This window comes from Streptomyces sp. NPDC005266 (assembly GCF_040607655.1).
Classification (GTDB): Bacteria; Actinomycetota; Actinomycetes; order Streptomycetales; family Streptomycetaceae; genus Streptomyces.
Window position 1 is genome coordinate 70,586 of record NZ_JBEXHC010000020.1, and the last position, 26,227, is coordinate 96,812.

The following is a 26,227-nucleotide window of genomic DNA, read 5'->3' on the forward strand; positions in this document are numbered from 1 at the left end:
AGTGCGTGTCGTTCCTCAAGCAGGAGCGCGAACCGGGAGGCTCGCCAAGTTGCCCGAGCGGAACCACTGCCAGCGGGCGGCGGGCCCTGATCTGGGTTGTTCAGCCGCCCCATTCCAGGCGCACGGGTTCTCGGGCAGCGGTGAGGGCCCCCTCTAGGTCGGCGAGTCGTTCGGCGAGGGTGGTGGTAGCCAGTCGGAGAGGGAGGGCGGCCGAGAACTTGAGGCCGCGAACGGCACGCGGGTCGACGGTGGGCAGGGTGAGGGAGTCAGGGAGTTCAACGCGGGCGGCCTTCCAGTCGTCGGGCGCGAGGTCTTGGCGCAGCCGGACGTGGGTGTCGGTCGGGCGCTGAATGGGGTCTGCGAAGTTGCCGAGGGAGGCTGCAAGAGTGGCATTGGCGCGGTAGCCGGCCCAGGTCCACCAGCGTGTGGCGTCCGCGTCGCGGACCAGGAGCGTACCTGCCGGGTGTACTTCGTGGGGTGCGCGGTCCATGCGAAGTTCGGCGATGGCGGCGGTTGCGCGGCGGGTGAGGCGGACGTCCGGGTCGGAACCGAGGAGAACATCGCGCATGGCCCGGGTGAGGGCGTAGGAGAGGCCGCGGGCTTCACTTCCCTGCCATTTGGCGATGCCACCGTCTTCGACGGGTTCGACAAATGCGCGGCGTCGGGCCCAGTCGATGAAGGTGACCTGCCAGCTGCGGCCGGCCAAAAGCAGGCGGCGCGGGCCTGGGCGTTCCTCGGTGAGGACGGCGGGGTCGGTGGTGCCGATCTCGGTGCGTCCGGCGAGCACGGTGAACTCGGGCGGTGCAGTGAAGGAGGCGGTCAGCTCCATGAAGTGCCGTCGGCCGAAGTGCTTCTCGGCTTCGGCGCCGATAAACAGCATGCCGCCGTCGCTGTCGAGGAAGCCGCCTTCGACGAGGTGGGACAGGAGAGGGGCAGCGGAGCGGTCAAAAGGAGCAAGGCCGTTCCATTGTTCGGGCCACAAGCGATCGCCAAGGCGGTGTTCCTGCAAGGTGACGGCGAGGAGTTGCTGTGCAACGAGGTGGCGGGGCGCGGGGGGCGGTGTGACGGGTTCGACCCAACCGCGGGTCCACAGAGTGAGTAGGCCGGCGGCTTGGAGGAGGGCGTCGGGCCGGGTGGCGAGGAACAGGCAGTTGTGGGAGGTTCCGGTGCGGCGACCCGTGCGGCCGATGCGCTGCAGAAAAGAGGCCACGGTGCTGGGCGAGTCGATCTGGATTACGCGGTCGAGGTCGCCGACGTCGATGCCGAGTTCGAGGGTTGAGGTGGAGACGATGACACAGTCGCGTGCTTCGGCGAATGCCTGCTCGGAGCGGGCACGTTCGTCGGTGGAGAGGGAGGCGTGGGAGAGAAACACGGTGACGTCGCGGGCTCGTAGTGCCGCGCCGAGCTCCTCGACCTGCTTGCGGGAGTCACAGAAGACGAGCCGCTTCTCGCCCCGGTGCAGGGCAGAGATCACCTTGGCAGCGTTGGCGAGAGATCCGACGTAGTCAAGTTCCACCTCTCCTGCCGGGCGCGGGAGATCTTGGGTTTCGGCTGCAGCAGCGCTGGCCGCTGGCAGGGTGACGCCGGGGGGGACGACTCGGCCGGGGCGGTCGGCGGGGCTTGCGCCCTGGAGCCAGGTGAGCAGGGTGTCGGGATTGCCGACGGTGGCGGAGAGGCCGATGCGCTGGATCCGGTGGCCGGCCAGTCGCTCCAGGCGTTCGAGTACGGCGAGCAGGTGCCAGCCGCGGTCGTCCCCGGCGAAGGCGTGCACCTCGTCAACAACGACGGCACGCACCCGACCCAGCATGTGCGAGTGGTCGGTCTTGACGCTGATGAGCATCGCTTCGAGGGACTCGGGAGTGGTGAGCAGGAAGTCAGGGGACTCGGTGCGGATGCGCCGGCGTACGGACTCGGGGGTGTCGCCATGCCAGAGGGCAGCTCGGCGTCCCAACCACTGGGCGTAGGTGTCGACCCGGTGCACCAGGTTGTTGAGGAGCGCCTTGAGCGGGGCCAGGTAGAGGACGGAGGTGCCGGTCCAGCGTTTCTCCCGCATTGCGGACAGCATGGGGAAGGTAGCGGCCTCCGTCTTCCCGCCTGCGGTCGGCGCGAGCAGGATCGCGTCCTCGCCGTCCATCAGCGGATGCACGGCGGCCTTTTGCAGGGGGCGTAGATCTGGCCACCCGAGCGTGTTGACGATGTGGTGCAGGACGACCGGGTCGAGGCGTTCCACTGGGTCGGTGCCGCGCGTCTGCTCCTGCACGTCTGTAACTCCTGCACTGATCCGTCAGAGTCGGGTCTTCGGAGAATGGGACTTCAGATCTCAAGGTCGAGATCGTCCGCAGAGGCGGCTGGCGCGGGCGCGGCGAAGTTCCGTTCGGTGGCGGTGAGATCGCCGCTGGCCACTGTCAGCTTGTAGTGCGTGCGCGGGTCGAAGTCAGCGAACTGGTCGATCCGGTCGAGCACGTCCCCGACCAGCTTCTTCAGGTACAGCCGTGGTGCCACTCCGACCTTTCCGCCGAGAGCCCCACCCACTGCCCGCGCCAGGTCCGTGAGGTACGTGTCGTCGGCGAGCTGCTTGATCCGGTCAGGAGACTGGGAGCCTTCCGCGTACAGGTCACGGATGGTGGCACCCAGACTGGTCAGTGATTCCTCGGTGAATCCGGGCAGCCGGATCTGGACAGCCCGAGGGTTGTCGAAGCGGGGATCGGTCGTGAAGTCGGTGGCAAGGCGCTGGGCGAGCGGCGCTAGTCGCTGTACGCCCTGCTGTCCGTCGTAAAAGGCGGGGGTGCCGGTGATGACGAGGTACAGGCCCGGGAAGCGACCGGAGTGGACCTCGTCGATGAGCTGCCGGAGCGCGTTGAGGGCCTTGTCGCGGGCGTCGGAGCGGACCCGTTGCAGGGTCTCTACTTCGTCCAGGACGAGGACGAGTCCCGCGTGCCCAGCGTCCCGGAGCACGGTGAGCAGGCCCTGCAGGAAGCCGAAGGCGCCGAAGTGGTCGAGGTCGCCGCGGACGCCTGCGCTGCGCCGGGCGGCTGCGGCGACGTGTGGCTGGCCGCCGAGCCAAGCCATGACCGCGGCGGCGGTGGCCTCGTCTCCGGCCTCCAGGGACTGCTTGTATCCGCGTAGGGCGGTGGCGAACGCGGGGGCGTGTCGGGAGACCTCGGCGAGGCGGGCGGTGAGCAGCCGATCCACGGCCTGCGGCAGCTCGTTCTCGCTCGCCCCGTCGGCGAGCGCGTCCTCTTCCAGTGCGTAGAACCAGGCGTCGGCGACCGGCCGCAGGGCGCTGGGTGGGAAGCTCGCGGTGGTCAGGCGTTCGGTGAGTCGCCGGTAGACGGTCTCCAGCTTGTGCAGCGGGGTCTCGGTCTCCGACACCTGTACTTCGGCTACGGCGAAGGTGCGTCGTTTGGCGCGTTCGCCGAGCCAGCGGGTGAAGAAGGTCTTGCCGGATCCGTACTCGCCGCGCACGGCCTTGAACACCGAGCCGCCGGCGGCGACAGTGTCCAGCTCCTCGTCGACTGCCTGCTCGAAGCGGCCGAGACCGGTGGCAAGCAGGTCAAGGCCGCTCTCGGGGACGGCGCCGCGCCGCAGCGCGTCCACCACGGCGCGCCGTCGCACGGCGCCGACCGGGGTGGCAGCCCCGGATGCTGAAGATCCAAACGCATTCACCCGAACAGTCTCCCATTCGGCTGCCAGCCTGGCCGGACACCGAGGCCGACGCCGGACCGCAGACTCGCCGCGCTGGTCTGGTCGCCGACCCGCTCAAGGTCACCGTCAACTGTGTCGCCACCATCGACAACTCGGCCAGTGTCGCCGCGATCGAACGTCACCTCGCTCAGCTCGACAGCGTCGCGGCACCCGACGTTTTGGACTCAGCCAGCGCGGAGCGAGACTCACCGTCATCCCCCTGCGCACTCGTCCCCGCCGGTAGGACCCCGTCGGTTCACGGGCGTGGTTGCGGCCAAGCTGACAGGATGGTGTGCCATGTCACCGCACCCGCTGCTGAGTGCCGAATCCGTCGGCGTTCTGGAGACGTACCTGGAAGAAGTGGGCACCGTATTCCGAGCCTTCCGGGATCAGGACTCGGGCTGTGTCTCGTTCGGGGTCGCTGTCGACGACAAGCCGTGGTTCGTGAAGGGTGCGACCACTCCGTCAGCAACGGCATCGTTGCGCCGCGCCGTAGAGGTGCATGACGCGGTACGGCACGGGGCGGTTGTGCCCCTGGGTCACCACTTCCGGGTCCGAGGCGGTCTGGCGCTGGTCTACCCGTGGGTCGAGGGTGAGGTCCTGTATCACCCGACTGCCTCCCGCCGCGGTGGGCGGTCGGCTCTGGTGAGTCCGATGGCCCGGTTCCGCGCGCTTCCTGTTTCTGAGATCCTGCGGGCCCTGGACGAGATCCTCGACGCGCACCTGGCAGTCGAGCAGGCTGGTCTTGTTGCTGTCGATCTGTATGACGGGTGCTTCTTGTACGACTTCGAAGCGCGTCGCATGGTGTTGTGCGATCTGGACGAGTACCGGCCTGGGCCGTTCGTGCTGGAGGCCGACCGGTTGCCTGGCTCACGGCGCTTCATGGCGCCTGAAGAGTTCGTCAAGGGCTCGACCATCGACATTCGCACGACCGTCTATGTGCTGGGCCGGGTACTGCGACTGTTGCTGGATGCCGGCGACGAGGAGCAGGAGTGGCGTGGCTCGCCTTCACAGCTCGCGGTCATCGAACATGCCACCGCGGCTGATCCGGCCGACCGATTCACCTCGGTCAAAGCCCTCACCCAAGCATGGTCCGGCGCAAGCAAGACATCAGGGTGATCTTTCGGCTCTCGTGGCGAGTGAATCGACACGGTCTGCCGGCCACCGCATGGCCGCAGAGCCGCCCTCAAGCCGTTCAACGGTCGCAGGAAGCAACGGGCAGTAGATCAGCGCAGCAGGACGCCGTGCGCCTCCGGGATGTGCCTGGCACGGCGATCGGCATCTGGTCCGTCGCCTGTGCCGTGCATAGGCTGATCGTTCGGGCTCAGAAGATCCATCTGCGCCTGTCAGCCAACCACCGCAGAGTGACTTCGCCACACCATGTCTGATGTTGACGGAGATGCAGTGACCAGTCCGCCGATGGCTGTGTGCCGGAAGCCAGGAAGAAGCCGGAGAGCGCTGCGAGGGCTGCGTCGAGCTGTTCGTCAGCGACTCCGTGGGTGGTTGGATGTGCCGCAAACAGGGTGGTGGCGTCGTGGCCGTCGGCAAATGCCGTGGCGAGAAGCAGAACGAGGTCGAACCAGCTTGCTCCAAGGCAGGGCCAGTTCCAGTCGCAGATCCACGCAGCATCGCTGGTGTCGATGAGCACGTTGTCCTGGCGCAGGTCGTGGTGCAGGACGGCGTGGCCCGCTGTGGCCGTCCGCCATTTGCTTTCCAGTTCGGCCAGCTGTGGGGTGAGCTGGAGCGGAACCCACGCCGGCAGATCTTCCGGCTTCGTGCCACCTGCTTGGAGGTCACGCCAGTCGGTGAAGTCGCCCTCGGCGTCGACCGGCTTGAGAGCGAGTTCGAGCATCGACGGAGAGGGGGCGGCGAGCGCCTCGGCCGTCGTGGCGTAGGCGTTAAGGGTGGCGTCCAGCTCGTTAGGCTCCCAAGGTTCGGCGGGCATGCGGCCACCGTCGACGGCATCGAAGCCGAGGACAACCCAGTCGTCCTGTTCCTCGAACCACTGCAGGCGCGGTGCTGAAACCTCCGGCGGGAGCGCCCTGTTGATCAACGCTTCCCGCCGGTAGCAGTTGGCGATCACGGGGTTCGTCTCGCCATTGACCGCCTTGATGAACTGTGTGCGGCTGGTCCCGTGGGCCACCGCGGCGAAGCCACTGGTGAAGCCGCTACCTGCGCTTGCTTCTGCCTCCACTGCGCCGCCCAGGTGCCGTGAGATCAGCTGGCGGATGCCCTGTGGAAGGTCGCCCCAGCGCGGGCGTGCGGCGGTGGAGGCGTACTGCAGGCGCGGCGTGACGATGTGCGGCATTCTGCAAGGGTGAGGGAATCCTTCCCTCTGTGCGAGGGATTTCTCGGTCTGCTATCGCTCGGCCCTCATCATTCGGGAATGGCATGCCCCAGGGACAAGAGCCAGTACGACTGGAAGCCACTCCTTTCGGGCATGTAGTGGGCCATGGACGAGGGGATGGTGGACTGGGCCAGGCAGATCGCAGAGGCTGAGCTCGGTGATGCGCTCCCTCGGCGGTGGACGCATAGCCAGGGAGTCGCATCCCGCGCGGCCGAGATCGGGCGGATCTTAGGGAAGGATGGAGACCTGCTGATCGCCGCCGCGGTGCTGCATGACGTCGGGTATGCGCCCCGTTTGGCCGCGACGGGGTTCCATCCGCTCGACGGCGCTCGGTTCCTCCGTGAGGCACACGGCGCTGATGAGCGGCTGGTGCGGTTGGTGGCGAACCACTCGTTCGCGTTGCTGGAGGCCGAGGAGCGCGGGCTGCGGGAGGAGCTGGCGGCGGAGTTCCCGCTGCTGGAGGAGCCACTGCTGGTCGACGCGCTGGTGTACTGCGACATGACGACCACGCCCGACGGCCGCCGAACCACCGCGCAGGAACGGGTCGCGGAGATTCTCGGCCGCTACGGGGCCGAGAGCATCGTGGGGCGGTTCATTCGTCGGGCGGCGCCGGAGATCTTCGCCGCCGTGGCGCGGGTGAGTGCAGAACTGACGGCTCAGCCGAGGTAGGGGTAGGTGCCGGCGAGGTAGTCGCCGATCTGCTGGCGCATGCTGGGGTGGATGTCGTACTCGTCGAGGTCGGCGGGCTTGACGAAGCGGACGCCGTCGGCCTCGTCGTTGATGGTGGGCTCGCCGCCGACGGGGCGGCCGATGTAGGTGTTCTCGTACTGCTGGCGGATCTCGCCGTCGGTGTAGGCGACGATGTGGTTCGGGTTGGTGTAGACGCCGAGGAAGCCGGTGATCTCGGCGACGATGCCGGTCTCCTCCAGGCACTCCCGCACCGCGCACTGAGCGGCGGTCTCGCCGATGTCCTGGGCGCCGCCCGGGAGGGCCCACTGACCGGTGTCGCGGCGGCGCTGGAGCAGGATGGCGCCGCTGTCGTCGACGACGAGCAGGTTACTGGCGGGAATGAGGGTGTTCGCTTTCGGCGCGGTGGGGTCGTTGTAGTACTCAGTCCTGCCCATGTGCGGCGGTCCCCTCCTGCTCGGGTGTCCAGGGCCGTGCGCCGGCCCAGACGGCTTCGAAGCTCTGAGCGTAGTTGTCGAACCACCCCGTGTCGTCAACCTTGTTGAGGTGGAGCAGAGGGTTGGCACTGGCCGGCTGTCCCCACACGTGCGGGTTGACCAGCAGGTTGTCGTCGTAGCGGAACAGGGACGTGTAGAGGGTGGTGTCGTGCAGCCGCACTTCGCATCCGGCCTCGGCCAGCAGGGGACGGTAGTACGTCAAGGAGGCGCGGATCTTGGCAGCCAAGGTGTCGCCGATGCCCTCTTCTCGGCCCCGGATGACGACCGCCTCCCCCTCCGGATCGCCGAAGCACAGCCGTACTCGGACACCGCCGGAAGCGCGCTCGGTGAGCATCTTGGCGACGTGCGGATTGGACTGCGCGAAGAAGGTGCCGGAGAAGACGAGGACGCCGATCTCCTCCCGAGCCTCCCGCAGCAGGGAGATCCACATGTCCCGCGGGACACTCGCCCGGTTCTGGTAGGTGCCGACAAGCTCGGTGGCTAACCCGCCACCGCGCCGCGCGGCCTGTCGTGGTGGGGCGGGCCAGATGAACGTCTCCTCCACGCGCAGGTGGCGCGCGACCCGGAAGCGGTGGCGTGGGTGGGGAACGCGCCCGCCGAGCCAGCGGCTTACCGTCTTGGGGTCCACCTCGCAGACTTCCGCGAGCGATTCGGGTGAGACGCCGCGCTGGGCGAGTACGGAGTGCAGTCGGTCGTTCACAGAGTTATGGAAGCGGTGCCCGGCGTGATCACGCAAGGACGTTATGGGACGTTCTCGTGGGACCTCTGTCGCGTGAGGTGCCTACCCTGGCGGCATGGAGCTCATCGTCCTGTGGGACATCGACCACACCCTCATCGAGAACGCGGGGGTGAGCAAGGAGATCTACGCGGCTGCCTTTTCGGCACTCTCGGGACGTCGGCCAACTGGGCCGGCACGCACGGAGGGACGTACGGATCGCCTGATCATGCGCGACATGTTCGCTCGGGACGGTCTGCCCGAGCCGGATTGGCCCGCTGTCGAAGCCGCCCTCGCCCACGCTGGTGAGGAGCGCCTCGGCGATCTCCGGCTACGGGGGGCCGCTCTGCCAGGTGTACGCGAGGCACTCAAGGCGACCTCGGCACATGATGACTGGGTGTCTTCGGTCCTCACCGGCAACATCGCCACTAACGCCCGTGTGAAACTGTCCGCCTTCGACCTCGATCCCCTCCTGGACCTGTCCGCCGGCGCCTACGGCGCTGACGCCGAACTCCGGCCCGACCTGGTAGCAATCGCCCGCGAGCGCGCCCGGCGGCTCCACGACGTGGCAGCCGACGTGCCCATCGTGCTGGTGGGGGACACACCGCGGGACGTCGAGGCCGCCCTCGCCACGGACTCCGGGATCATCGCGGTCGCCTCGGGCATCCACAGCGCCGAGGAGCTGGCCGCCGCCGGCGCGTCCGTGGTGCTGCCGGATCTGTCGGATACCGCAGAGCTTCTCGGGTTCCTGGAAACCTTCGCAGCGCACGGAAAACGTCCCAGGACGTCCTTGGGCTGTCCCTAGACGCGGTGATGCGGTCCCCGGACGCTCGGCCAGTATCAGGGCTCCCATCAGGCAACCAGCCCAAGGAGCCCACGTGATCGGCGAAGTCACCGGGATCCGGAAGATCCGGATGCTCTACCTCCAGCTGCTGTACCGCTGCAACTTCGAGTGCGACCACTGCTTCCACGGCAAGAGACTCCAGCACGCCGACGCCTTCACCTCCGAGCAAGCCATCAACATCATCACGCTGATGCGCGAGCAGTACGGCACCGAGGCCGTCACCCTGCTCGGCGGGGAACCGTTCGTCTACAAGGGCCTCGCCGAGGTCGTCCGACACGCCAAGGAGAAACTGGGCCAGCAGGTCGAGATCTGCACCAACGGGTACCGGATCGAGCGCCGCCTGACCGAGATCGCTCCCCACCTGGACCTACTGCGCGTCTCCTTGGAAGGAATCGGCTCGACCAACGACCGTATCCGCAAGGCGGGCAGCTACCAGAGCGCGCTCGAAGCCCTCGCCCTCGCCCGACGGCTCGGTGTCCCCACCGGGGTGACCATGACGGTCACCTCCCAGAACATCAACGAAGTGCTGCCCCTGGCACGTACCCTCACCCGCCTTGGGGTGCGTCAGCTGAAGCTGCACCACCTGCGGGCGGTCGGCAACGCCGCTGACCACCCCGAACTGCTCGTCACCGACCCGACCGCCTACGGCAGGCTCCGCGAGGAACTCCAGACGGCCGAACTGGCCATCGAGGTCATCGTCGACGAGGACCTGTCCGAGCACGGCGCCCCGGAGATCTGCGCGCCGGCCGACGGCCCGGGTGAGATCGAACGGATCGAGGCCGACCCGCGCGGCGCGCTCACCATGTCCTGCAAGGCCGTCGGCAAGGACTCGCACGCGTTCTGGTACGAGAAGTCCGCCAACCACATCGTCCACCGGCCCTCCGCCACGGACGAGCTCGCCCTCGCGGTGCCGGACGTGGTGTACGCCCGTGCCTGACCGCCCGCTGTTCGAGAGCCTCGAAGGCTTACGGGGCACCGGCAAGTCGACCATCGCGCCCATGCTGGCCGAGGCCCGCCAGGCCATCCTCATCCCCACCGTGCCACCCGTCTTCCAGCCCTTGAGGCGTGAGGTGGACAGACGGAAGAACGTCGAGGCACGGATGTGCTTCTACCTCTCCGCGCTGTTCACCGCGGCCGACGAGATACGGCGCCACCTGGCGGCCGGCGTCCCGGTCGTCGTAGAGAGCTATTTCGCCCGCTGCCTCGCCAACCACCGCGCCCTCGGGGCCGGCCTCGGCATCACACTGCCGCCCGCCCTGCCCCAACCCGTCACCTACCACCTTGTCTGCGCCGAGGACGAGCGCCGGCGCCGCCTCGCCGCCCGGGACAAGCCGGTCTCCCACTGGGACGCCCTCGTCGAGACCGTCACGGACCGGGTGACCGACGCCTACGCCCCGTTCCCGATGCACCGCGTGGACACCACGGACCTCAGCCCCGACGAGGTCCTCCAGGCGATCGTCGCCACCGACACGCAAGGAGCACACTCCCGTGCAGACACAGAGCCTGTGGGAGCACACCCTCACCTTCTTCCCCCAGTTCCTTGCCACGCTGAGGGAGCGGGTTGCCCCTGACGCCACCGTCGCGGTCGTCGGCGCGAGCGACGGCAAGTTCGTACTGCCACTCGCCGCCGCCGGATACCGCGTCATCGCCATCGAACGCGACGCGCGTGCCCTGCACGGTGGCGAGGTCCACCTCCCGGGTGACAATCACGCCCACGCGATGGGCCTGATCGACCGACTCAAACTCGAAGAACTCAACGACCGCGTACGGGTCGTAGAGGAGGACCTCCTTCACGGCGAGCCCCTGAACATCCCGTGCGACGCTGTCTGGACGAGCTGTTCATGGCATTACAGTGCCAACCACCACCGTCCACTCGCCGAGTTCGTCGATCGCATGCAGCGTCTGGTACGTCCGGGCGGGCTGTTCGGCGCGGAGTTCATGATGCCCGTCGAGAAACGCCACCACCTGGTCGAGCACTACACCTCCCCCGAACGCCTGCGGCAACACTTCATCGGCGACTGGGACGTGCTGCTGACCCTGCGCACGAACGAGTTCACCGAGCGAGCGCACATCGGCCAGCTCCAGGACCACACCCACCGCATGGGCCTCCTCCTCGCGGCCCGAACCTCCACCCTCCCCCACTGATACGGAAAGAAGGACTCATGAAGCACGAGTACGAGGCGAAGTTCCTGGCCGTCGATGTCGCCGACCTTCAGGCCAAGCTCACCACCCTCGGCGCCGTCCAGGCGTTCCCGCGCACCCTCCTCACCCGCAAGATCTTCGAGAACGACGCCCTCGACGGCGGTGCGTGGCTCCGCCTGCGGGACGAGGGCACCCGCTCGACGCTCACGCTCAAGCAGGTCACCGACGCCACCACGATCGACGGCACGACCGAGATCGAGACCGAGGTCACCGACCTGCACGCCATGGCCGACATCCTCCGCCACCTCGGCCTCACCGAGGTCCGCTACCAGGAGAACTACCGCGAGGAGTGGCGCCTGGGCGAGGTCGCCTTCGACTTCGACACCTGGCCCGACCTCCCCACCTTCCTGGAGATCGAAGGACCCGACGAGGCGTCCGTCCGGCAGGCGGCGGCCCTGCTCGAACTCGACTACTCCGAAGCCCGCTTCGGCAGCGTCGACGAGATCTACAAGAGCGAGGCCGGCCGCGACATCCTCGCCGAACCCACCCTCCTCTTCGCCGACGCCGGCGCATTCGAGAGCGGACCCACCCCCGCGACCGTTCAGAGCAACTGACCCTGAGGGCAAAGGCAGATTCTGGACCTGGCCACGCCCACAGGGCGATCCCACGTATCGCCAGCTTCGCTCGCGACGGCCTGTCCGCCGCGGCAACGCCCGATGACGCCAACCACTGGGTCGACGGCTTCTGCTGGCTGTACTGCGGCCTGCGATGGACCCGCGTCCTGTGAATCGGCCCCATCATGTGGCCTGCGGCCAGGCCCCGACGGAGACCGCCTTCGCGCTCGCCGTCCGCAGCCGCGACACAGGCGACTGGGAGAAGTCCCGCGAGTGGGTGAAGCAGTGCCTCCAGCTGTAGGGCTTCCCGGACGAGACCGAAGAACAGGTCGCCACCAAGCGCGTGTCCGTCGGCGGCGTACCGCTCCCGAATTACGTGCACGAGGGCATCGTGCGTGACCGCTTCGGCGAGCTCGCCTGACGCTCCTCCCCTGCGGCGGTGCGGCACGCGCCCGCGTACCGCACCGCCTGGACGCTTGATCAATCACACACCGCATTGAACTGAGCCAGCCCCGCTATGCCTGGCTCGGGCGGATCACCCATGCCCGCTTCTGTAAGGGAGCCACTGTGGCCATCGAAATCGAGATGCGCGCCCGGTTCGACAAGGGTGCGCACGAGCAACTCCTCGCGCGTCTGACGCAGGAGGCCGAGGACCTCGGCTGCGACGACAAGAGCATCTTCTTCTACGTGCTGCCCGACCAGCTGCTCAAGGTCACGGACAACATGGCGGCCGGCTCTGCAAAGATCACGCTCAAGGCCAGCAAGATCGGCTAGGGCGTCGCCTTCCCGGAGACCTAGTTCGCCATCGGCCGCGAGGACGCTCCGGCCGCCGTACGGATCTTCAACGCCCTCGGCTTCGAGGACGCCATGCACCAGGCGTTCAACCAGCGCCACAACTTCCGCTTCCGCGGTGTCGAGATCGCCGTGAAATGGAGCGATGCCTGGGGGCACCACGCCGAGTTCGAGGTGCTCCTCGACGACGAGGCGAGCTCCACCGCACGGAACGAGGCCGTCGCCCGCATCGGCGCCGTGGCCGATGAGCTGGGCATGCACCTCATGGCCGAGGAGGAACTCGCCGAGTTCACGGCCACCTTCGAGGCCGCTGAGCAGGCGCGCAAGGAGCAGGCGGCCCCGGCCGCGTCCGTCAACTAGGGATCCGCTGTCGCAGACCACCGAGGGGGTGGACCCGATGAGCACCTCGGGGTGGGGACCACAGGGCAAGGCGTAAGAGCCTCGCGGGGATCTCCTCTGCCGCCAACTGCCCCACGTGGCACGGCCGTATACGCCTGATCACCCCTGACCGGCTGCGCGGCGCCGTCGTCACGGGATGGTCAGTCTCCGCTGCCGAGGACATCACCGGCTGCCGTGCGGAAGCTCTTCACGGCCTGGTAGAGCAGGTGCTGTCGCTCGGCGGCCAGAGCGCCGTCCGTTGCCTTGAGTGAGGCGTCGCCTGCGTGGGCGTTCTGCACCATGCGCCGCATAACCTCAGAGAGCTTGCCGGATGTGTGAGTCACCTGCTCGGCTGCTTTCACCACGGAAGACGGTCCTTCAAGGACGACGATCTCGACGGCACGATGGACCTCCCGCGCCAGCACGACGAGGCGTTGCACCTTTTCGTCGATATCCTGCAGGTCAGGGATGTCCGGCAGCAGTGCAGCGAAGATGGCGTCCATGGCGATGTCACGGTCATGAAGAGCGCCGAGGTAGTTGGCGTAGGCGTCCCTGCGGTGCTGCCTGCGCCACTGGCCGAACTGCGAGCGTGCCGCCGCCCGCCCGTTCACGATCGCCGCGCCGAGGGTGGCGAGCGAACCTACGGCAGCGCCGAGCAGTGCGGCGAGTCCAGCGTCCATGATCCGATTCTGCCTTTCACATCTGAGCCGCCAGCAGCCGGGGCTGCAGCCTCGCGGGAGACCTGAGAGGGACGGCCAGAATGGCTCATTGGCTGGACGCATGAAGCAAGGTCCGCCGCTACCCGGTGCAGCAGTACCTCGACACTGAGATACCTGCCTCGTGAGTGGTGACCACCAGTGCTCTCGGGGTTCCGCGGCCCTCGTAGAGAAGACAAGAGCGGCCACGAGCACTCGGTTGCCCAGTGCTACGTGGTCGACGGAAATTCAGATCGGCGCTACTTCTGTAGTTGCTACCGTCGATCCCGTAGCCCATCACTCGCTGGATCAGAAGGATCTTCCTGATGCATGATGCCCGCGCCCTGATTGCCTTGGGTGCCGAAGCGGTTCGTCGGCTCGCTCGTCGCGGTTACTCCCTGGACCTGTCCGAGCTGGAGTCCCTCCAGTCTCGGCGCAACCAGAGCATCCGCTCGGCCGACGAGCTGCGGGCCGAGTCCAAGCGAGTGGCGAGCGAGGTCCAGCAGACGGCCAAGCAGGGCGGTGGCATCAGCAAGCTGAAGGAGCGCGCCCGCGAGATCAAGGAGCAGGTCCGCGACATCGAAGCCGGGCAGGAAGAGATCGAGGCACAGCTCCGCGAACTCCTCCTGAGCATCCCGAACCTGCCGGACGACTCCGCGCCTGATGGCGACTCCGAGGAGTTCGCCATCGAGATCCGGCGCGTCGGCACGCCTCCCGCGTTCCCGTTCGAGCCGAAGGACCACGTCGATCTCGGAGAGGCAACCGGCATCCTCGACTTCGGCCGCGCGACGAAGCTGTCCGGCCCGCGCTTCGCGGTCTCCCGCGGCGCCGGCGCCGCCCTGGAGCGCGCCCTGGCCACGCTCTTCCTCGACATCCACACCCGACGCCACGGGTACATCGAGTACGCGGTCCCCTACCTAGTCACCCGCAAGACCATGACCGGCACCGGCCAGCTCCCGAAGTTCGAGGAGGACCTGTTCAAGACCGGCGTCGCCGACCGGGAGCTCTTCCTCATCCCGACGGCCGAGGTCCCGCTGACCAACCTCTACGCCGACGAGATCATCCCGCCCGCCGAGCTGCCGCTCGCGTTCACGGCGCACACCCCGTGCTTCCGGTCCGAGGCCGGCTCGTACGGCCGCGACACCCGCGGTCTGATCCGCCAGCACCAGTTCGCCAAGGTCGAGATGGTCAAGATCGTCGACCCGGAGACGGCGGACGCCGAGCTGGAGGAGATGGTCGGCCACGCCGAGGCGTGCCTCAAGGAGCTCGGCCTCGCCTACCGGGTCATCAAGCTGCCCGCCGGCGACACCGGCTTCTCCGCCCAGCTCACGTACGACCTCGAGGTCTGGATCCCGAGCCAGAACACGTACCGCGAGATCTCCTCGGTCTCCAACTTCGGCACCTTCCAGGCCCGCCGGGCGAACATCCGGACCCGAGGCCAGGACGGCAAGCCCAAGCTCGTCGCCACCCTCAACGGCTCCGGCCTCCCCATCGGCCGCACCCTGGCCGCGCTCCTCGAGCAGTGCCAGCAGCAGGACGGCTCCATCGTCCTGCCCGAATCACTCTTCCCGTACCTCGGCTTCCGCCGCATCTCGGCGGACGGAACACCGGAGGCATAGCGTTACGCGGCGTCTGCGACTTCGCTTGTAGCTACGCCTTCACACGGGGCATCTCGCTGAACCAACAGTGTGGATCACCGGGGAGCAAGCGAAGTCGTATTCGCTGGAACGGCTGGGCTGGCCCCGCCTCATTCCACCGCCGCTTGTGCACAGCCCCCAGTATCACCGCAGGTGCTGCGGCGCCGACGGGACGGCCAATGTAGGTGTTCTCGTACTGCGGGCGGATCTCGCCGTCGGTGTAGGGCGACGATGCGGTTCGGGTTGGTGTAGACGCCGAGGAAGCCGGTGATCTCGGCGATGATGCCGGTCTCATTGCGTCGGGCTTCGGCGGCGACTCCACGGCAGCCCCCGGCCCTAGAATGAGGGTGCCTCGGCCGTACGGGACTCGCTTGGCCGCCTGCCCCGCACGGCCGAGCACTTTCGGCCGTTCTGGCCGGCGCTCAAATCACCGCGAAGGGTTCCAGCGCCTTCGATACGATGGCGGCGGCCTGCAACCACGATCCGTCACGGCGTGTGACGCTCCCCCGCGACCTGCGTGGTCCGCGTCGTTTGCAAGCCTCCCGACCTGGGCCCGCCGTGGCAGCGCCACCGGCGCCGTACGTACGAAATGGAGCATCCGAGGATGGCTCGACACCTGGTAACCAGCGCGCTTCCCTACATCAACGGGATCAAGCACCTGGGCAACATGGTCGGGTCGATGCTTCCGGCGGATGTGTACTCCCGGTACCTCCGCCAGCGCGGCCATGACGTCCTCTACATCTGCGCCACCGACGAGCACGGCACGCCGGCCGAGCTGGCCGCCAAGGAGGCCGGTCTGACGGTCGCCGAGTTCTGCGCGCAGGCGCACGACGCGCAGAAGGCCGTGTACGACGGCTTCGAGCTCGCCTTCGACTACTTCGGGCGCAGCTCCTCGCAGCAGAACGTCGAGATCACCCAGCACTTCGCCCGGAAGCTGAACGAGAACGGCTTCATCGAAGAGCGGGCGATCCGCCAGGTGTACTCGCCGGTCGACGGCCGCTTCCTGCCGGACCGGTACGTCGAGGGCGCCTGCCCGCACTGCGGCTACGACAAGGCCCGTGGCGACCAGTGTGAGAACTGCACGCGCGTCCTGGACCCGACCGACCTGATCGACCCGCGCTCGGCGATCAGCGGTTCCACGGACCTGGAGGTCCGCGAGACCAAGCACCTCTTCCTGCTGCAGTCCAAGCTCCAGCACGAGGTCGAGGAGTGGATCGCCACCGTCAGCGCCGAGTGGCCGCACCTGTCCACGTCCATCGCCCGCAAGTGGCTGACCGAGGGCCTGAACGACCGGGCCATCACCCGCGATCTGGACTGGGGTGTGCCCGTCCCGGCTGACACCTGGCCGGAGCTCGCGGCCGAGGGCAAGGTCTTCTACGTCTGGTTCGACGCCCCGATCGAGTACATCGGCGCGACGAAGGAGTGGGCAGATGCTGCCCCCGACGGCGAGACCCGCGACTGGAAGTCGTGGTGGTACGAGGCCGACGACACCGTCCGCTACACCCAGTTCATGGCGAAGGACAACGTCCCCTTCCACACGGTGATGTTCCCGGCCACCGAGCTCGGCGTGCGCGAGCCCTGGAAGAAGGTCGACGTCGTCAAGGGCTTCAACTGGCTGACGTACTACGGCGGCAAGTTCTCCACCTCCCAGAAGCGCGGCGTCTTCACCGACGCTGCCCTGGGGATCCTGCCCGGCGACTACTGGCGCTACTTCCTGATCGCCAACGCCCCCGAGTCGGACGACTCCTCCTTCACGTGGGAGCACTTCACCGCCACGGTGAACAAGGACTTGGCGGACACCCTCGGCAACTTCGTCAACCGCGTGCTGTCGTTCTCCCGCAAGCGGTTCGGCGACGAGGTCCCGGCCGGGCACGCCGCCGGCAAGGCGGAGGCGAAGCTGGGCGAGGAGATCGCACGACTGCTCGGCGAGTACGAGGAGCAGATGGAGGCCCTCCAGTTCCGCAAGGCCGCCGCCGCCCTGCGTGCGCTGTGGTCCGCGGGCAACTCCTACCTGGAGGAGAAGGCCCCGTGGCTGGAGATCAAGACCGACGCCGACGGCGCCGCGCTGACCCTCCGTACCGCGATGAACCTGATCCACCTGTACGCGGTCGTCTCCGAGCCGTTCATCCCGACCTCGTCGGCCGCCATGCGCGGGGCCTTCGCGCTGGAGAACGACACCGCGACCTGGTTGAGGGCGGAGCAGGCCAAGTCCCTGGACACCGTCCCGGCCGGCACCGCCTTCACGGTGCCGCCGGTGCTCTTCGCGAAGATCACGGAGGAGGACCTGGAGTCCTACCGCGAGCGCTTCGGCGGCACCCCGGAAGCCTGACCGTGTCTCCCGAGCCCGTACCGTCCGTTCTTCAACGAGCGGTGCGGGCTGTACGACACCCGACCCCATTCTTCGGGTGACCCCCTAAAGCGGCAATGTGATTGCCTTGATCACATCTGCCGCCCTAGCCTCTATTGCAACGCGTTGATGGAGACGAGTAGCCGCGGGACCACACGAGCCGAGAGAGCTGCCGGTAGCTGTGAAGGCAGTCTCGTGCCCCGAGGTGAAGACCCTCCTGAGCGCGGGGAGGAACGACCCTGTGGTCCTATGCCCCGCCGGCCGGCCCCCGTCATCGGGCATGAATGAGGCTGCCGCTGTCCGGCGGTGGCAAAGGCGTGGTGGCACCGCGAGTACCCTTCTCGCCCACGCTCCCAAGGGATCATGACGACGCCCCTGGGAGGGCTGCGATGATCCACACCACTAGCCGCGTACTGGTCTCTGGCCTGCGAGAACACGTCGGCGAAACCGTTTCGGTCTCAGGCTGGGTGAACACGCTCCGCCTTCAGCGCAAGATGCAGTTCGTCCTCGTGAGGGACCACACCGGAACCGCCCAGGTGACTCACAAGCGCGACGACAGCGAGCTGGAACAGCAGCTGGAGGACCTGACCACCGAATCCGCCGTCCGTATCATCGGCCGCGTGGTTGACAACCCAGTCGTCAAGCTCGGCGGCCTGGAGATCGTCCCGGAGTCGATCGAGGTCCTCAACCGAGCAGAGACGCCTCTGCCGATTGACGAGCACACCGGAGTCGAGCAGCGCCTCGACTGGCGGTTCCTCGACGTCCGCCGCCGCCCGACCGCCCAGCTGCTGTTCGCCGTGCAGACCACCCTCGAGCAGGCGATGCGCGAGTACGCGTACGCGCAGGGCTGCACCGAGATGCACACCCCGAAGCTGATGGGCACCGCCTCGGAGTCCGGCGCTGAGGTGTTCAAGCTCGGGTACTTCGACCGCTCCGCCTATCTGGCGCAGTCGCCGCAGTTCTACAAGCAGATGGCGATCGCGGCCGGCATCGACAGGGTCTTCGAGATCGGACCCGTGTTCCGGGCCGAGCCGTCGTTCACTTCCCGGCACGCCACCGAGTTCACCGGTGTGGACGTGGAGCTGGCATGGATCGACAGCGTCGACGACGTGATGGCGTTCGAGGAGCAGATGCTCACCCATACCATCACGAAGGTCGCCGCTGCCCACGGTGGAGCAATCCGGGAAACGTTCGGTGTCGAGGTTACGGTTCCTACGACACCGTTCCCGCGAATCACGATGGCCGAGGCCCAGGAGATTCTCCGCGCCAAGGGCTGGGACCCGGAGCGCATCAAGGAGGACCTGGACCCGGAGGGCGAGCGTCGGATCTCCGCTCACATCAAGGAGCAGAGCGGGCACGAGTGGGTGTTCATCACCCACTATCCGACAGGCATCCGGCCCTTCTACCACATGCGGCCTGCGGACGACTGGAGCGTGACGCTCAGCTTCGACCTGTTGTGGAAGGGGTTGGAGGTCACCACCGGAGCTCAGCGCGAGCACCGCTACGACGTGCTGCTCAAGCAGGCCGCAGAGAAGGGCATGAACACTGAACCGATGCAGGACTACCTGAACTGCTTCCGGTTCGGGTGTCCTCCGCACGGCGGTTTGGGTATGGGCCTGGGGCGGGTGCTGATGGTGTTGCTCGGCCTCGACTCGATCCGAGAGGCCACCTTCTTGTTCCGCGGGCCCAACCGGCTTACTCCCTAAGTATAAAGAGGCGGTGGCGGCCCCGCCTGGTCAGATGCTGATGTTGCGAAGGCCGTGCGTCCATGCTTCAGCTGGATGCTTGTCCCAGTAGGCGCACAGTGCCAGTTCGCGTTCTGAGAAGCGGCCCTGGTGGCAGAGGGCTCCGTGGGAGAGCGCGACGCTCACAGCGAGCGGGGACTCGGTGGTCACCCAGTGCTGTGTCAGCGCGGGCTCCACATCATGTCGCCTTGTCAGGTTGCAGCCGACATGCACGCCATCGTTGGCGAGGAGGCGCAGAGCGGGCGGACCGGAAGTCCGGCCCGCCCGTCGCGGCCGCAGTGTGCCGGTTCACAGCCCGAACTGCTCGATGAGCTTGGCGCGGTGTAGGCGCAGGGTGCGGTTGTCGGGAAGGATCTCCAGGATCTGGGCCCCGTCGTAGTTGAGGAGCTGGGCCAGGGTCGTGGCGAAGCCGCGGGCCCGGGTGGCGGGTTGGCCGGCGCGTTCGGCCAGGGCGGTCATCGGCAGGGTGCCGGCCTCGACGAGCGCGGCCAAGGCTTGCGGGGCGGCTTTGGCCAGTGACTTGCGTGCGAGCAGTTCCAGCTGTGCCTGGTACAGCTCGGTCGCCATGAGCCTCTCGACCAGGGCAACAGCAGGGTCGTCGGACTGGTTGGAGGAGGGTGCCGTCTCGGACTCGGCGGCCGACTCCCCGAATTCCTGCGGTACGGGAGGTACCACCTCGTCCTCGCCGAACAGGCTGATGGCGCCCTCGGGCGCGGGCGGGGCTGCCTTCCTGGCCTGCTTCCGGCGCGGGCTCGCCACGGCGGCATCGGACACGGCACCTGCGTCCGCTTCGTTCTTGGCGCCAACCTCGACGACGCCACGACCCTCGCCGTCCTCCGTCCACCAGGAGGGTGTCGGGTCGCCCAGCTCCCGCCATCCGATCGGCGGCTCGGCGCCGAAGGGAAGCAGGGCGAGGAGCGGGATGGTGAACTCTGCGAGAGTTGCCCCGCCGTGGTAGCCCGCCTTGAGCGCGGTGTACCGGGTGTCGTGGTCCCGTAGCGCGACGATCCGCGATCCGGGCTCCGGCCAGACCACCCGAGGTCCGGACAGCTCGATCTCGGCCGGGGCGACGGGTCCACCAGGAGTGCGGTGGCGGGCCGAGCCGATCGTGCCGCCGGCTGCGTCGAGCTTGGTGCCGCGCCGCTCGACTACATGGCCGTGGTCGGAGGTGAGCAGCACGGTCATGCCGTGCGCACGGGCAGCCCGCAGCAACGGTTCCAGACCGCCGATCTCCTTGGCCTGCCACGCCCCGTCGCCGAGTTTCTGCTCCTTGCCGAGGCGGTCGTCGACCGTGTTGAGTACGACCGCAACATGGGTGCGCTCGTCGGCGAGGGCTTCGGTGAGGGCGGTGGAGAACGGCGAGCCGGTGTCGGGGCCGCGCAGGTCATCCTTGTGGAATACGACCGCCGGAGCCCCGTTCCAGCAGGAGTGCTGAGGGAAGAGCCGCTTCTCGTCGCTCTGGTCGCCCTTCATCAGGGTGCCCGCGAACAACGAGGTCCGGGATACGGCCGTCAGGGTGGGCAGCGCGGCAACCACGGCGCGCCGGACAGGTGCTCCGGCCGCAGTGGGCAGCGGGTCGAACTCCGCCCATTGTCCCCGGAGTTCTTCGCCAAGTTCCGCAGCTATCGCCGCGCTCATCCCATCCACGAGCAGGAGCAGGACCCGTCGGCCGGGGCTGGCCACGACGGGTGCGACAACGCGGTCCAGCAAGCTCTCCACGGTGAGCATGGCGCCGGGGGCGGTGCCACCCGCGGTCCACACTGCGAGCCGCTCGGAGAATGCACGGTCCAGCTCGCGGCGCTTGTCCCGCGCCTGCGCGCCGATCCGGCTGTACGCGTCGGCGAGTACGTTGTCCGGGTCGCCGCCCGCTTCGAGGTGTTCCAAGGCTCGGTCCACCCAGCCGAGTTCGTAGATCTGGCGGGCGGTGCCGTCAGCGACCGAGGCGATATCGGCCTCAGGCGAGCTGGCAAGCCACTGCCGCAGGCGCGCCGCCATCCTCACCCGCTCGATTCGCGCCCGGGTGGCGCCGTCGGCGGCCAGAGCATGGTCGGCCAGCGCGGTGACGGCAGCAGTGATCGTGTCGGTGTCGCCGTCGGCGAGGGCACGACCAGCCGCAGTGAAGCGGGCATCGAGTCCGGCCGAGAGCAGCGGGCTGGCAGTCGCGGCAGCCTGTGCCCCGAACTGTGCCACGAGTTGTGCGGCCCGGGTCAGGACCGGGTCAGCGAGTCGGTGCTCGCCTCGGTCGACGAGACCGCGGACGAACGCCTCGCCGCTGGATCCGAAGGAGGCCAGGAGTCTGTCGAGGTCGTCGCCCTGGGCGGGAGGCTGTTCGCCGAGCCACCGCTCGGCGCGCCCTCGCGCCCGGTACAAGTCGTGGTCGGCCTCCGCGTGCCCCCACAAGGCGGCGCAGACGACCGCGTAGGCAGCTGCGTCTGCCCCGTGTTCGGCGTTCACCAGGGCGGTGATGATCTTTCCGGTGGAGCCGCCCTGTTCGGGTTCGGCGAGGAAATGGGCCAAGCCGGCCCGTTCCGGTCCGCGCAGATCGCGCAGGAGGTCGGGGCCGCCAGGGGTGAGGGTCCATCGGAACAATGCGACGGGGTCGATGCGGTCTCCGTCGTCGTGTGCGGCCGGCCCGCCCAGCGCATCCGTGTCGTGACGCCCGATCCTGAGACGGCGCCTGGCCAGCCGAGTGAGTGCCTCGTCTCGGGAGAGCACTCCCTTACCCAACGATGGCCAGCCGCGGGTGGCTGCCGCGTCCAGGAGCGCTTCGGCCGCCCAGGTCTCGCTGCGCAGTCGCCCGTCGAGACCGCGTGCGTCGAACGCCTCCTGCACGACCTCCCAGTTGTCGACGGACCGGATCCCGCCGCCGTAAACGCGGGCGAGCAGCCCGGGGTCGAGGTCGGTGTCCTCGCGGTCGGTGAGGACGACCAGGACCTTGGGGTCGGGGGGAGTTGCCGCGTCGAGGTGGCCCAGGATCTGCTCGTGTACGGCCAAGACCGAGGGCCCCACGGCCACGCGAGCCCGCAGCCCGCCCGCTGTCTGTTGCACGGCGGGCCCGTCCCAGGCCGGATCGGCCCGCAGCAACAGGACGCGGACCGTGCCGTCGCCGAGCCGGCTGCGGGCAGCGAGATACTGGCGGACGGTTCCCGCCGGCAGCCGGGCGAGACCGGCGGACGCCGGCGCTGTGGTGACGGTGTCGGTCATCAGTCGACAACCTTCCAGACAACCTCGACGGTGGCGTTGGGGTTCTCGGCCGCGAGCGCCGCGATCTCCGCCTGCAGCTCGGCGGCGGCCCGCGCGGCGGTGGTCCGCCCGCCGCCGGAGCGGGCCACGGACCGAGACGGCGTGCGGGGCCCCGGCTGCGCCACCGGCTCCGGCAGCACCTGTGGGTGGGCGGAGCCGCCGATCAGGTCCACGTCGTCCGAGCTTGGCGACGGGGTGGTGGGGGTTTGGGGCCGCTCGCCTGTGGTCTGTCGGGACCTCAGCAGGGAGAGCACCTCCCGGCCACTGGCCTGCAACACGCCCGGCAGGTCGGGGTAGTCCCCCGGATCGCCGGTGGCGGCATCTCGCACCCGCTCCAGGACGGCCGCGCCGTCCACACCGAGGGTGTCGGCCAGGCCCAGCTGGTCCCAGCTGGTGTTCTGCAGCGCGGCCGCGACCTTCGCCGCGCCCTTGAGGGACATGGCGTAGCGGTGTGCGGTGAAGTCGCCGAGGTCGAAGCGTGCGAGCCGGTCAACGACGGTCTTGGCGTCTATGCCGGCCTCCGTCACCGACTTCACCAGCTCCTGCGCCCGCCGGGCGAGGACGAGGCGGGGCGAGTCGTCGTCGAGGCGCAGGAAGGAACGGTGCTTCTCCAGTTCCCCGACGAGCCGTCCTGCGTCCTGGGCGAGCGCGGAGGCGGCTTGCTTGATCTGTCCGGCGAACTGGTTGACGATCCGCCCGCGACGCAGTTGAGGCGCGCAGTCCCCGAGCACGGTCTCGTACCGCTTGCGCGCCTCGGTCCAGTCTTCCTCACTGGGCAGAGCCTGCTCGCGCAGGGCGTAGTCCCGCTTCAGCTCGTGCGGTGCGGGCGCCGGTTCGACGGGGACACCGCCGCGTACCCACACCCGGTCGGTCATCTCCGCGTAGGCGGCGGCGAGCAGCCGGCGAAGCGGCTCGGGCAGTCCGCGCGGCTCGGGAAGGTCGCTCCAGTCGGAGAGCTTGACCAGAGTCGGCTCGGCGGTTCCGTCCCGGCGGGCCTGGCTGGTGAAGTGGTCAGGCCAGGTGGTGGACTGCCGGTAGTACGCCTCCCGCATGGTGCCGAGGCCGAGGCCGCCCGCGATCCGCGCCATGGTCTTGCGGTCCTTGCCATCGACCTCAACCTGTCCGTCGCGGTCCTCGGCGGCCTTGCGCACGTACTCGAAGACGGTCCTGATCTCGGCAGGTTTCACAGGCTTGCCGGTGCCGTCGGGGTCCAGGTCGGGGTGGGCGGGGTACTGGTGGGCAAGCAGCTTGCCAGCCAGGTCGCGGGCGGCGGCGTCCAGCGGTGCACCGAGCGGAAGCCGAAGCTCGGGCACATCCTGCTGGGCTACCAGGTGGGTGTCGAAGCCGAGGTCGACGACCCCTTCCTGCTTTTGCGCGAGCCCGTACGCCTGCCGCAGCGCCTGGGTGACCCGCTCGGTGAGGATGTTGCGCTGCGACTGCAGCATGCTCTTCGCGCGCGCCTTGTCGTCAGCGTTGAGGCTGCGTGCGAATTCGGAGTCGAAGCGAGCCTCGTCGGCGAGGGCCTTGTCGATGACGACGAGACGCTCGAAGTCACTGCGGGAGGCGTCGGTCAAGTGTGTGGGCAGCCAGGCCAGGGTGCGCGAGTCGCCGCCCGGCTTCTCCCGCAGGGCACGCAGCCGCTGCAGGTCGTCCATCGGGCCGAACTCGCCCTCGTCGTAGGGGAAATCGACGACGAGCCGCCAGGCGTCGTCCTGGCTGGGCCGCAAGGTCGCCTCGGACAGCGAGTCGACGTCGGCGACGTGGCCGAAGACCACCTCAATCTGTCGTTCCGTGCCCTTCCACACAAGGTCGAGCACGTCGTATGCGTCAAAGCCGCCGGGCCCGTCGCCAACCCCGAGCGCGTCCTTGAGCAGGCTGCGCATCTTGGCACGCCGGTTGCCCAGGTTGTTGTGAACCTGTGCGTTGGCGAGGACGGCGTCCAGGTCGACGCCGGTGAGCTCCAGACGAACCACCGACCCCGGCCCGGTACCGGCGACCTTGATCTCGGGAAAGGTCGCCGCCCACTCCTTCACCTTCTGCTCGAGCCGGCCGACCTCGGTGCCCGCGATGCGGGTGGTGATGGAACCGTGGTTGAGGGCGTGCAGCCGCGCCAACGTGAGGTCGGCGAGCGCGGGCACGCTGGGCGCGAGCGCCGACAGCAAGAGGGTCTGCAGGAGCCGGCTGTCGCCGGTGAAGTCGCGGCAACGGGCCGCGAGCTGCGGGTCGCCCAGGCTCTCGGGAGAGCGTCGGTATGCCTCGACCTGGTCCTCGGTGACCTGGTTGGTCTTCAGCAGGTACGGGCGCAGCTTGTCCCGGTACAGCTTGTCGGCAGCCTCGAAGTGGACGTTGGTCTCCCCGCTGAACGCCTTGTCGCCGCCGCCCGCGATCGCCGGATACAAGTCGCCGAGCGGCACGAGCTGTCCGAGCCGCCAGTCGTCACGGTGGTCGACGAGCAGCTGGCTCATCAGCTTCAGGCCGGTGCGGGAGCGCTGCAGCGCGGCAGAGATGTGCACCAGGGTGTCCATGAACGCCGGCGGGAACGGGTACGTCCGCCTAAAAGCGTCCTCGTCCGCGCCGGTGGTGGACTTGTCGTGACCCAGCAGGGTGTCCCACACGTCCGGGCCGAGCTTCTTGGCCTCGGCGAACGCCGCGTCCACCTTCGCCTCGGCACCCGGCACGGGCTTGAGCAGGCGAGCCTGCGCGATCTGAGGAAGGTTGCGGTCTTCCAGGACGATCTCGTCGTAACGCCCGCCGTTGAGCTTCAAGGTGTCCTGCACTGCCGCCTCGGCGGCACCCGACATCTCCTCACCGACCAGCTCACGCAGATCGCGCTGACGGGCGATGAACGACACCACGGGAATGGCACGCCGCTCGTCACCGCCCTCCACGAAGTTCGTCACCTTGCTGGATTCCCTGCCCAGCACCTTCTGGTCGTGGATGAGAGTGGCCAGCCACAGGATCAGCTCGTCCATGAACAGGATGAGCCCGTCGTAGCCCAGCGCCTTGGCGTGCGCCGCGATGACGCTGAGCCCCCTGTCGAGGGAGATGAAGCCGCTGACGTCCTCGGAAGCATTGCGCGCGAAGGCGGGGAACAGCGTTCTTGTGAGGTCCTGCACGAGGCGGGCACGCAGGTCCCTCGGCGTGGAGGGATTGTCCAGATCGAGGCTCTTGGTGTTCTCGTGCTCCTCCACCGCGTCCATGGCCTCGTCGAGAAGGCTGCTGGTCCAGGTGAAAGAATCACCCCATTCGTCCTCCTGGCCGCCGGCATCGGCGAGCTGCGCGATCACCCAGTCGTCGCCGTTACGGCGGCGCTGCTCGGCAAAGTCCTCGAAGATCCCGTCGGTCCGGTAGACCTGCGGCAGTGGGCAGTCCGGATGCAGCTTGCGTACGTGCTCCACGTACTTGCCGAGCACCCGCTGCTCCAAGGACTTGGAGCCGAGCATGTGGTAGGGCACCAGCAGGAACTTGCGGTCATCCGCGTCGAGCCAAGAGTGCCGGGCCCGCACCGGATCGAGCTCGCTACGGTTCCGAGCGGCCTGGTTTCGCGAGAGCAGCGCGTAAAGCACCGCCATGAAGTGCGACTTACCGGAACCGAACGAACCGTGTAGATATGCCGCTTTCGACGAGTGACTGTCGAGCGCCGACTTGATCAGGTCCAGGGCCTCGTCGAAGTTACCCAGCAGCCGGTCGGTGACAACGTAGTCCTTCAGGGCCGCCTCAGCCCCGTCGGGGGTGACCGCCTCGTTCAGCTTCAGCACGAAGTCGGAGGTGGACACCGACTCCGGGATGTCGATCAGCTCCCGCAGCAGCGGCCGGTCCTCGGGGCGAGAGTTGTTCCTACTCATGAATGCCATGGTGTT

The 26,227-nt window shown here is 68.2% G+C and carries 18 protein-coding genes and 2 pseudogenes; 12 read left to right on the top strand and 8 right to left on the bottom strand.

Annotated features, from left to right (window positions below; genetic code table 11):
* Positions 1–100: 100 nt before the first annotated feature.
* A complete protein-coding gene (locus ABZU99_RS27835) occupies positions 101–2,260 on the bottom strand; it encodes a DEAD/DEAH box helicase (protein ID WP_356047277.1) in 2,160 nt (719 codons plus the stop codon).
* 53 nt (positions 2,261–2,313) lie between these two features.
* Positions 2,314–3,666, bottom strand: a complete 1,353-nt coding sequence (gene brxD / locus ABZU99_RS27840; protein WP_356047279.1) for a BREX system ATP-binding protein BrxD — start codon at positions 3,664–3,666, stop codon at positions 2,314–2,316.
* Between the two features lie 315 nt (positions 3,667–3,981).
* Here brxD and ABZU99_RS27845 point away from each other — a divergent pair, with 315 nt between their 5' ends.
* Complete coding sequence (locus ABZU99_RS27845) at positions 3,982–4,803, top strand: serine/threonine protein kinase (protein ID WP_356047281.1); 822 nt, start codon at positions 3,982–3,984, stop codon at positions 4,801–4,803.
* A 205-nt stretch (positions 4,804–5,008) separates the two neighbouring features.
* Here the strand turns inward: ABZU99_RS27845 and ABZU99_RS27850 are convergent, their stop codons facing one another.
* Entirely contained in the window at positions 5,009–5,992 is a 984-nt protein-coding gene (locus ABZU99_RS27850) for a hypothetical protein (RefSeq protein WP_356047283.1), read from the bottom strand.
* A gap of 144 nt (positions 5,993–6,136) precedes the next feature.
* On the opposite strand from ABZU99_RS27850, the gene ABZU99_RS27855 reads away from it, so the two are divergent.
* Positions 6,137–6,700: an HD domain-containing protein gene (locus tag ABZU99_RS27855; protein ID WP_356047285.1), complete on the top strand. Its 564-nt coding sequence runs from the start codon at positions 6,137–6,139 to the stop codon at positions 6,698–6,700.
* Here ABZU99_RS27855 and ABZU99_RS27860 read toward each other — a convergent pair.
* Both ABZU99_RS27860 and ABZU99_RS27865 read right to left on the bottom strand, forming a co-directional pair.
* Positions 6,688–7,155 carry an NUDIX domain-containing protein gene (locus ABZU99_RS27860; RefSeq protein WP_356047287.1) on the bottom strand — a complete coding sequence of 156 codons (468 nt, stop codon included), beginning with the start codon at positions 7,153–7,155 and terminating at the stop codon, positions 6,688–6,690. The two genes, ABZU99_RS27855 and ABZU99_RS27860, sit on opposite strands and share 13 nt — an antisense overlap.
* Positions 7,142–7,915 carry an XRE family transcriptional regulator gene (locus ABZU99_RS27865; protein WP_356047289.1) on the bottom strand — a complete coding sequence of 258 codons (774 nt, stop codon included), beginning with the start codon at positions 7,913–7,915 and terminating at the stop codon, positions 7,142–7,144. Before ABZU99_RS27865 ends, ABZU99_RS27860 begins: the two co-directional genes overlap by 14 nt.
* Positions 7,916–8,009: 94 nt before the next feature.
* On the opposite strand from ABZU99_RS27865, the gene ABZU99_RS27870 reads away from it, so the two are divergent.
* From ABZU99_RS27870 to ABZU99_RS27900, 7 genes and pseudogenes are all read left to right on the top strand, one after another.
* Positions 8,010–8,735: a haloacid dehalogenase-like hydrolase gene (locus tag ABZU99_RS27870; protein ID WP_356047291.1), complete on the top strand. Its 726-nt coding sequence runs from the start codon at positions 8,010–8,012 to the stop codon at positions 8,733–8,735.
* Positions 8,736–8,808: 73 nt separating this feature from the next.
* A complete protein-coding gene (locus ABZU99_RS27875) occupies positions 8,809–9,711 on the top strand; it encodes a radical SAM protein (RefSeq protein WP_356047293.1) in 903 nt (300 codons plus the stop codon).
* Positions 9,704–10,345 (top strand): hypothetical protein, encoded by a 642-nt coding sequence (locus tag ABZU99_RS27880; RefSeq protein WP_356047295.1) that lies wholly within the window; start codon positions 9,704–9,706, stop codon positions 10,343–10,345. Before ABZU99_RS27875 ends, ABZU99_RS27880 begins: the two co-directional genes overlap by 8 nt.
* Entirely contained in the window at positions 10,263–10,919 is a 657-nt protein-coding gene (locus ABZU99_RS27885) for a class I SAM-dependent methyltransferase (RefSeq protein WP_356047297.1), read from the top strand. Before ABZU99_RS27880 ends, ABZU99_RS27885 begins: the two co-directional genes overlap by 83 nt.
* Before the next feature lie 17 nt (positions 10,920–10,936).
* Positions 10,937–11,530, top strand: a complete 594-nt coding sequence (locus ABZU99_RS27890) for a class IV adenylate cyclase (protein ID WP_356047299.1) — start codon at positions 10,937–10,939, stop codon at positions 11,528–11,530.
* A 154-nt stretch (positions 11,531–11,684) separates the two neighbouring features.
* Positions 11,685–11,951, top strand: a pseudogene (locus ABZU99_RS27895) (hypothetical protein).
* Positions 11,952–12,097: 146 nt separating this feature from the next.
* Positions 12,098–12,682, top strand: a pseudogene (locus tag ABZU99_RS27900) (hypothetical protein).
* A 179-nt stretch (positions 12,683–12,861) separates the two neighbouring features.
* Here the strand turns inward: ABZU99_RS27900 and ABZU99_RS27905 are convergent.
* The gene (locus ABZU99_RS27905; RefSeq protein ID WP_356047301.1) at positions 12,862–13,380 is read right to left on the bottom strand and encodes a proline dehydrogenase; all 519 of its coding nucleotides are present in this window, start codon (positions 13,378–13,380) and stop codon (positions 12,862–12,864) included.
* A gap of 341 nt (positions 13,381–13,721) precedes the next feature.
* On the opposite strand from ABZU99_RS27905, the gene serS reads away from it, so the two are divergent.
* From serS to aspS, 3 genes are all read left to right on the top strand, one after another.
* Positions 13,722–15,014, top strand: a complete 1,293-nt coding sequence (serS, locus tag ABZU99_RS27910; RefSeq protein ID WP_356047303.1) for a serine--tRNA ligase — start codon at positions 13,722–13,724, stop codon at positions 15,012–15,014.
* Between the two features lie 622 nt (positions 15,015–15,636).
* Entirely contained in the window at positions 15,637–17,361 is a 1,725-nt protein-coding gene (metG, locus tag ABZU99_RS27915; protein WP_356047305.1) for a methionine--tRNA ligase, read from the top strand.
* Positions 17,362–17,768: 407 nt separating this feature from the next.
* The gene (gene aspS, locus ABZU99_RS27920) at positions 17,769–19,085 is read left to right on the top strand and encodes an aspartate--tRNA(Asn) ligase (protein ID WP_356047361.1); all 1,317 of its coding nucleotides are present in this window, start codon (positions 17,769–17,771) and stop codon (positions 19,083–19,085) included.
* Positions 19,086–19,412: 327 nt separating this feature from the next.
* Here the strand turns inward: aspS and pglZ are convergent, their stop codons facing one another.
* Both pglZ and ABZU99_RS27930 read right to left on the bottom strand, forming a co-directional pair.
* Positions 19,413–22,328: a BREX-2 system phosphatase PglZ gene (gene pglZ / locus ABZU99_RS27925; protein WP_356047307.1), complete on the bottom strand. Its 2,916-nt coding sequence runs from the start codon at positions 22,326–22,328 to the stop codon at positions 19,413–19,415.
* Positions 22,328–26,221, bottom strand: a complete 3,894-nt coding sequence (locus ABZU99_RS27930) for a phage resistance protein (RefSeq protein WP_356047309.1) — start codon at positions 26,219–26,221, stop codon at positions 22,328–22,330. Before ABZU99_RS27930 ends, pglZ begins: the two co-directional genes overlap by 1 nt.
* Between the last annotated feature and the right edge of the window lie 6 nt (positions 26,222–26,227).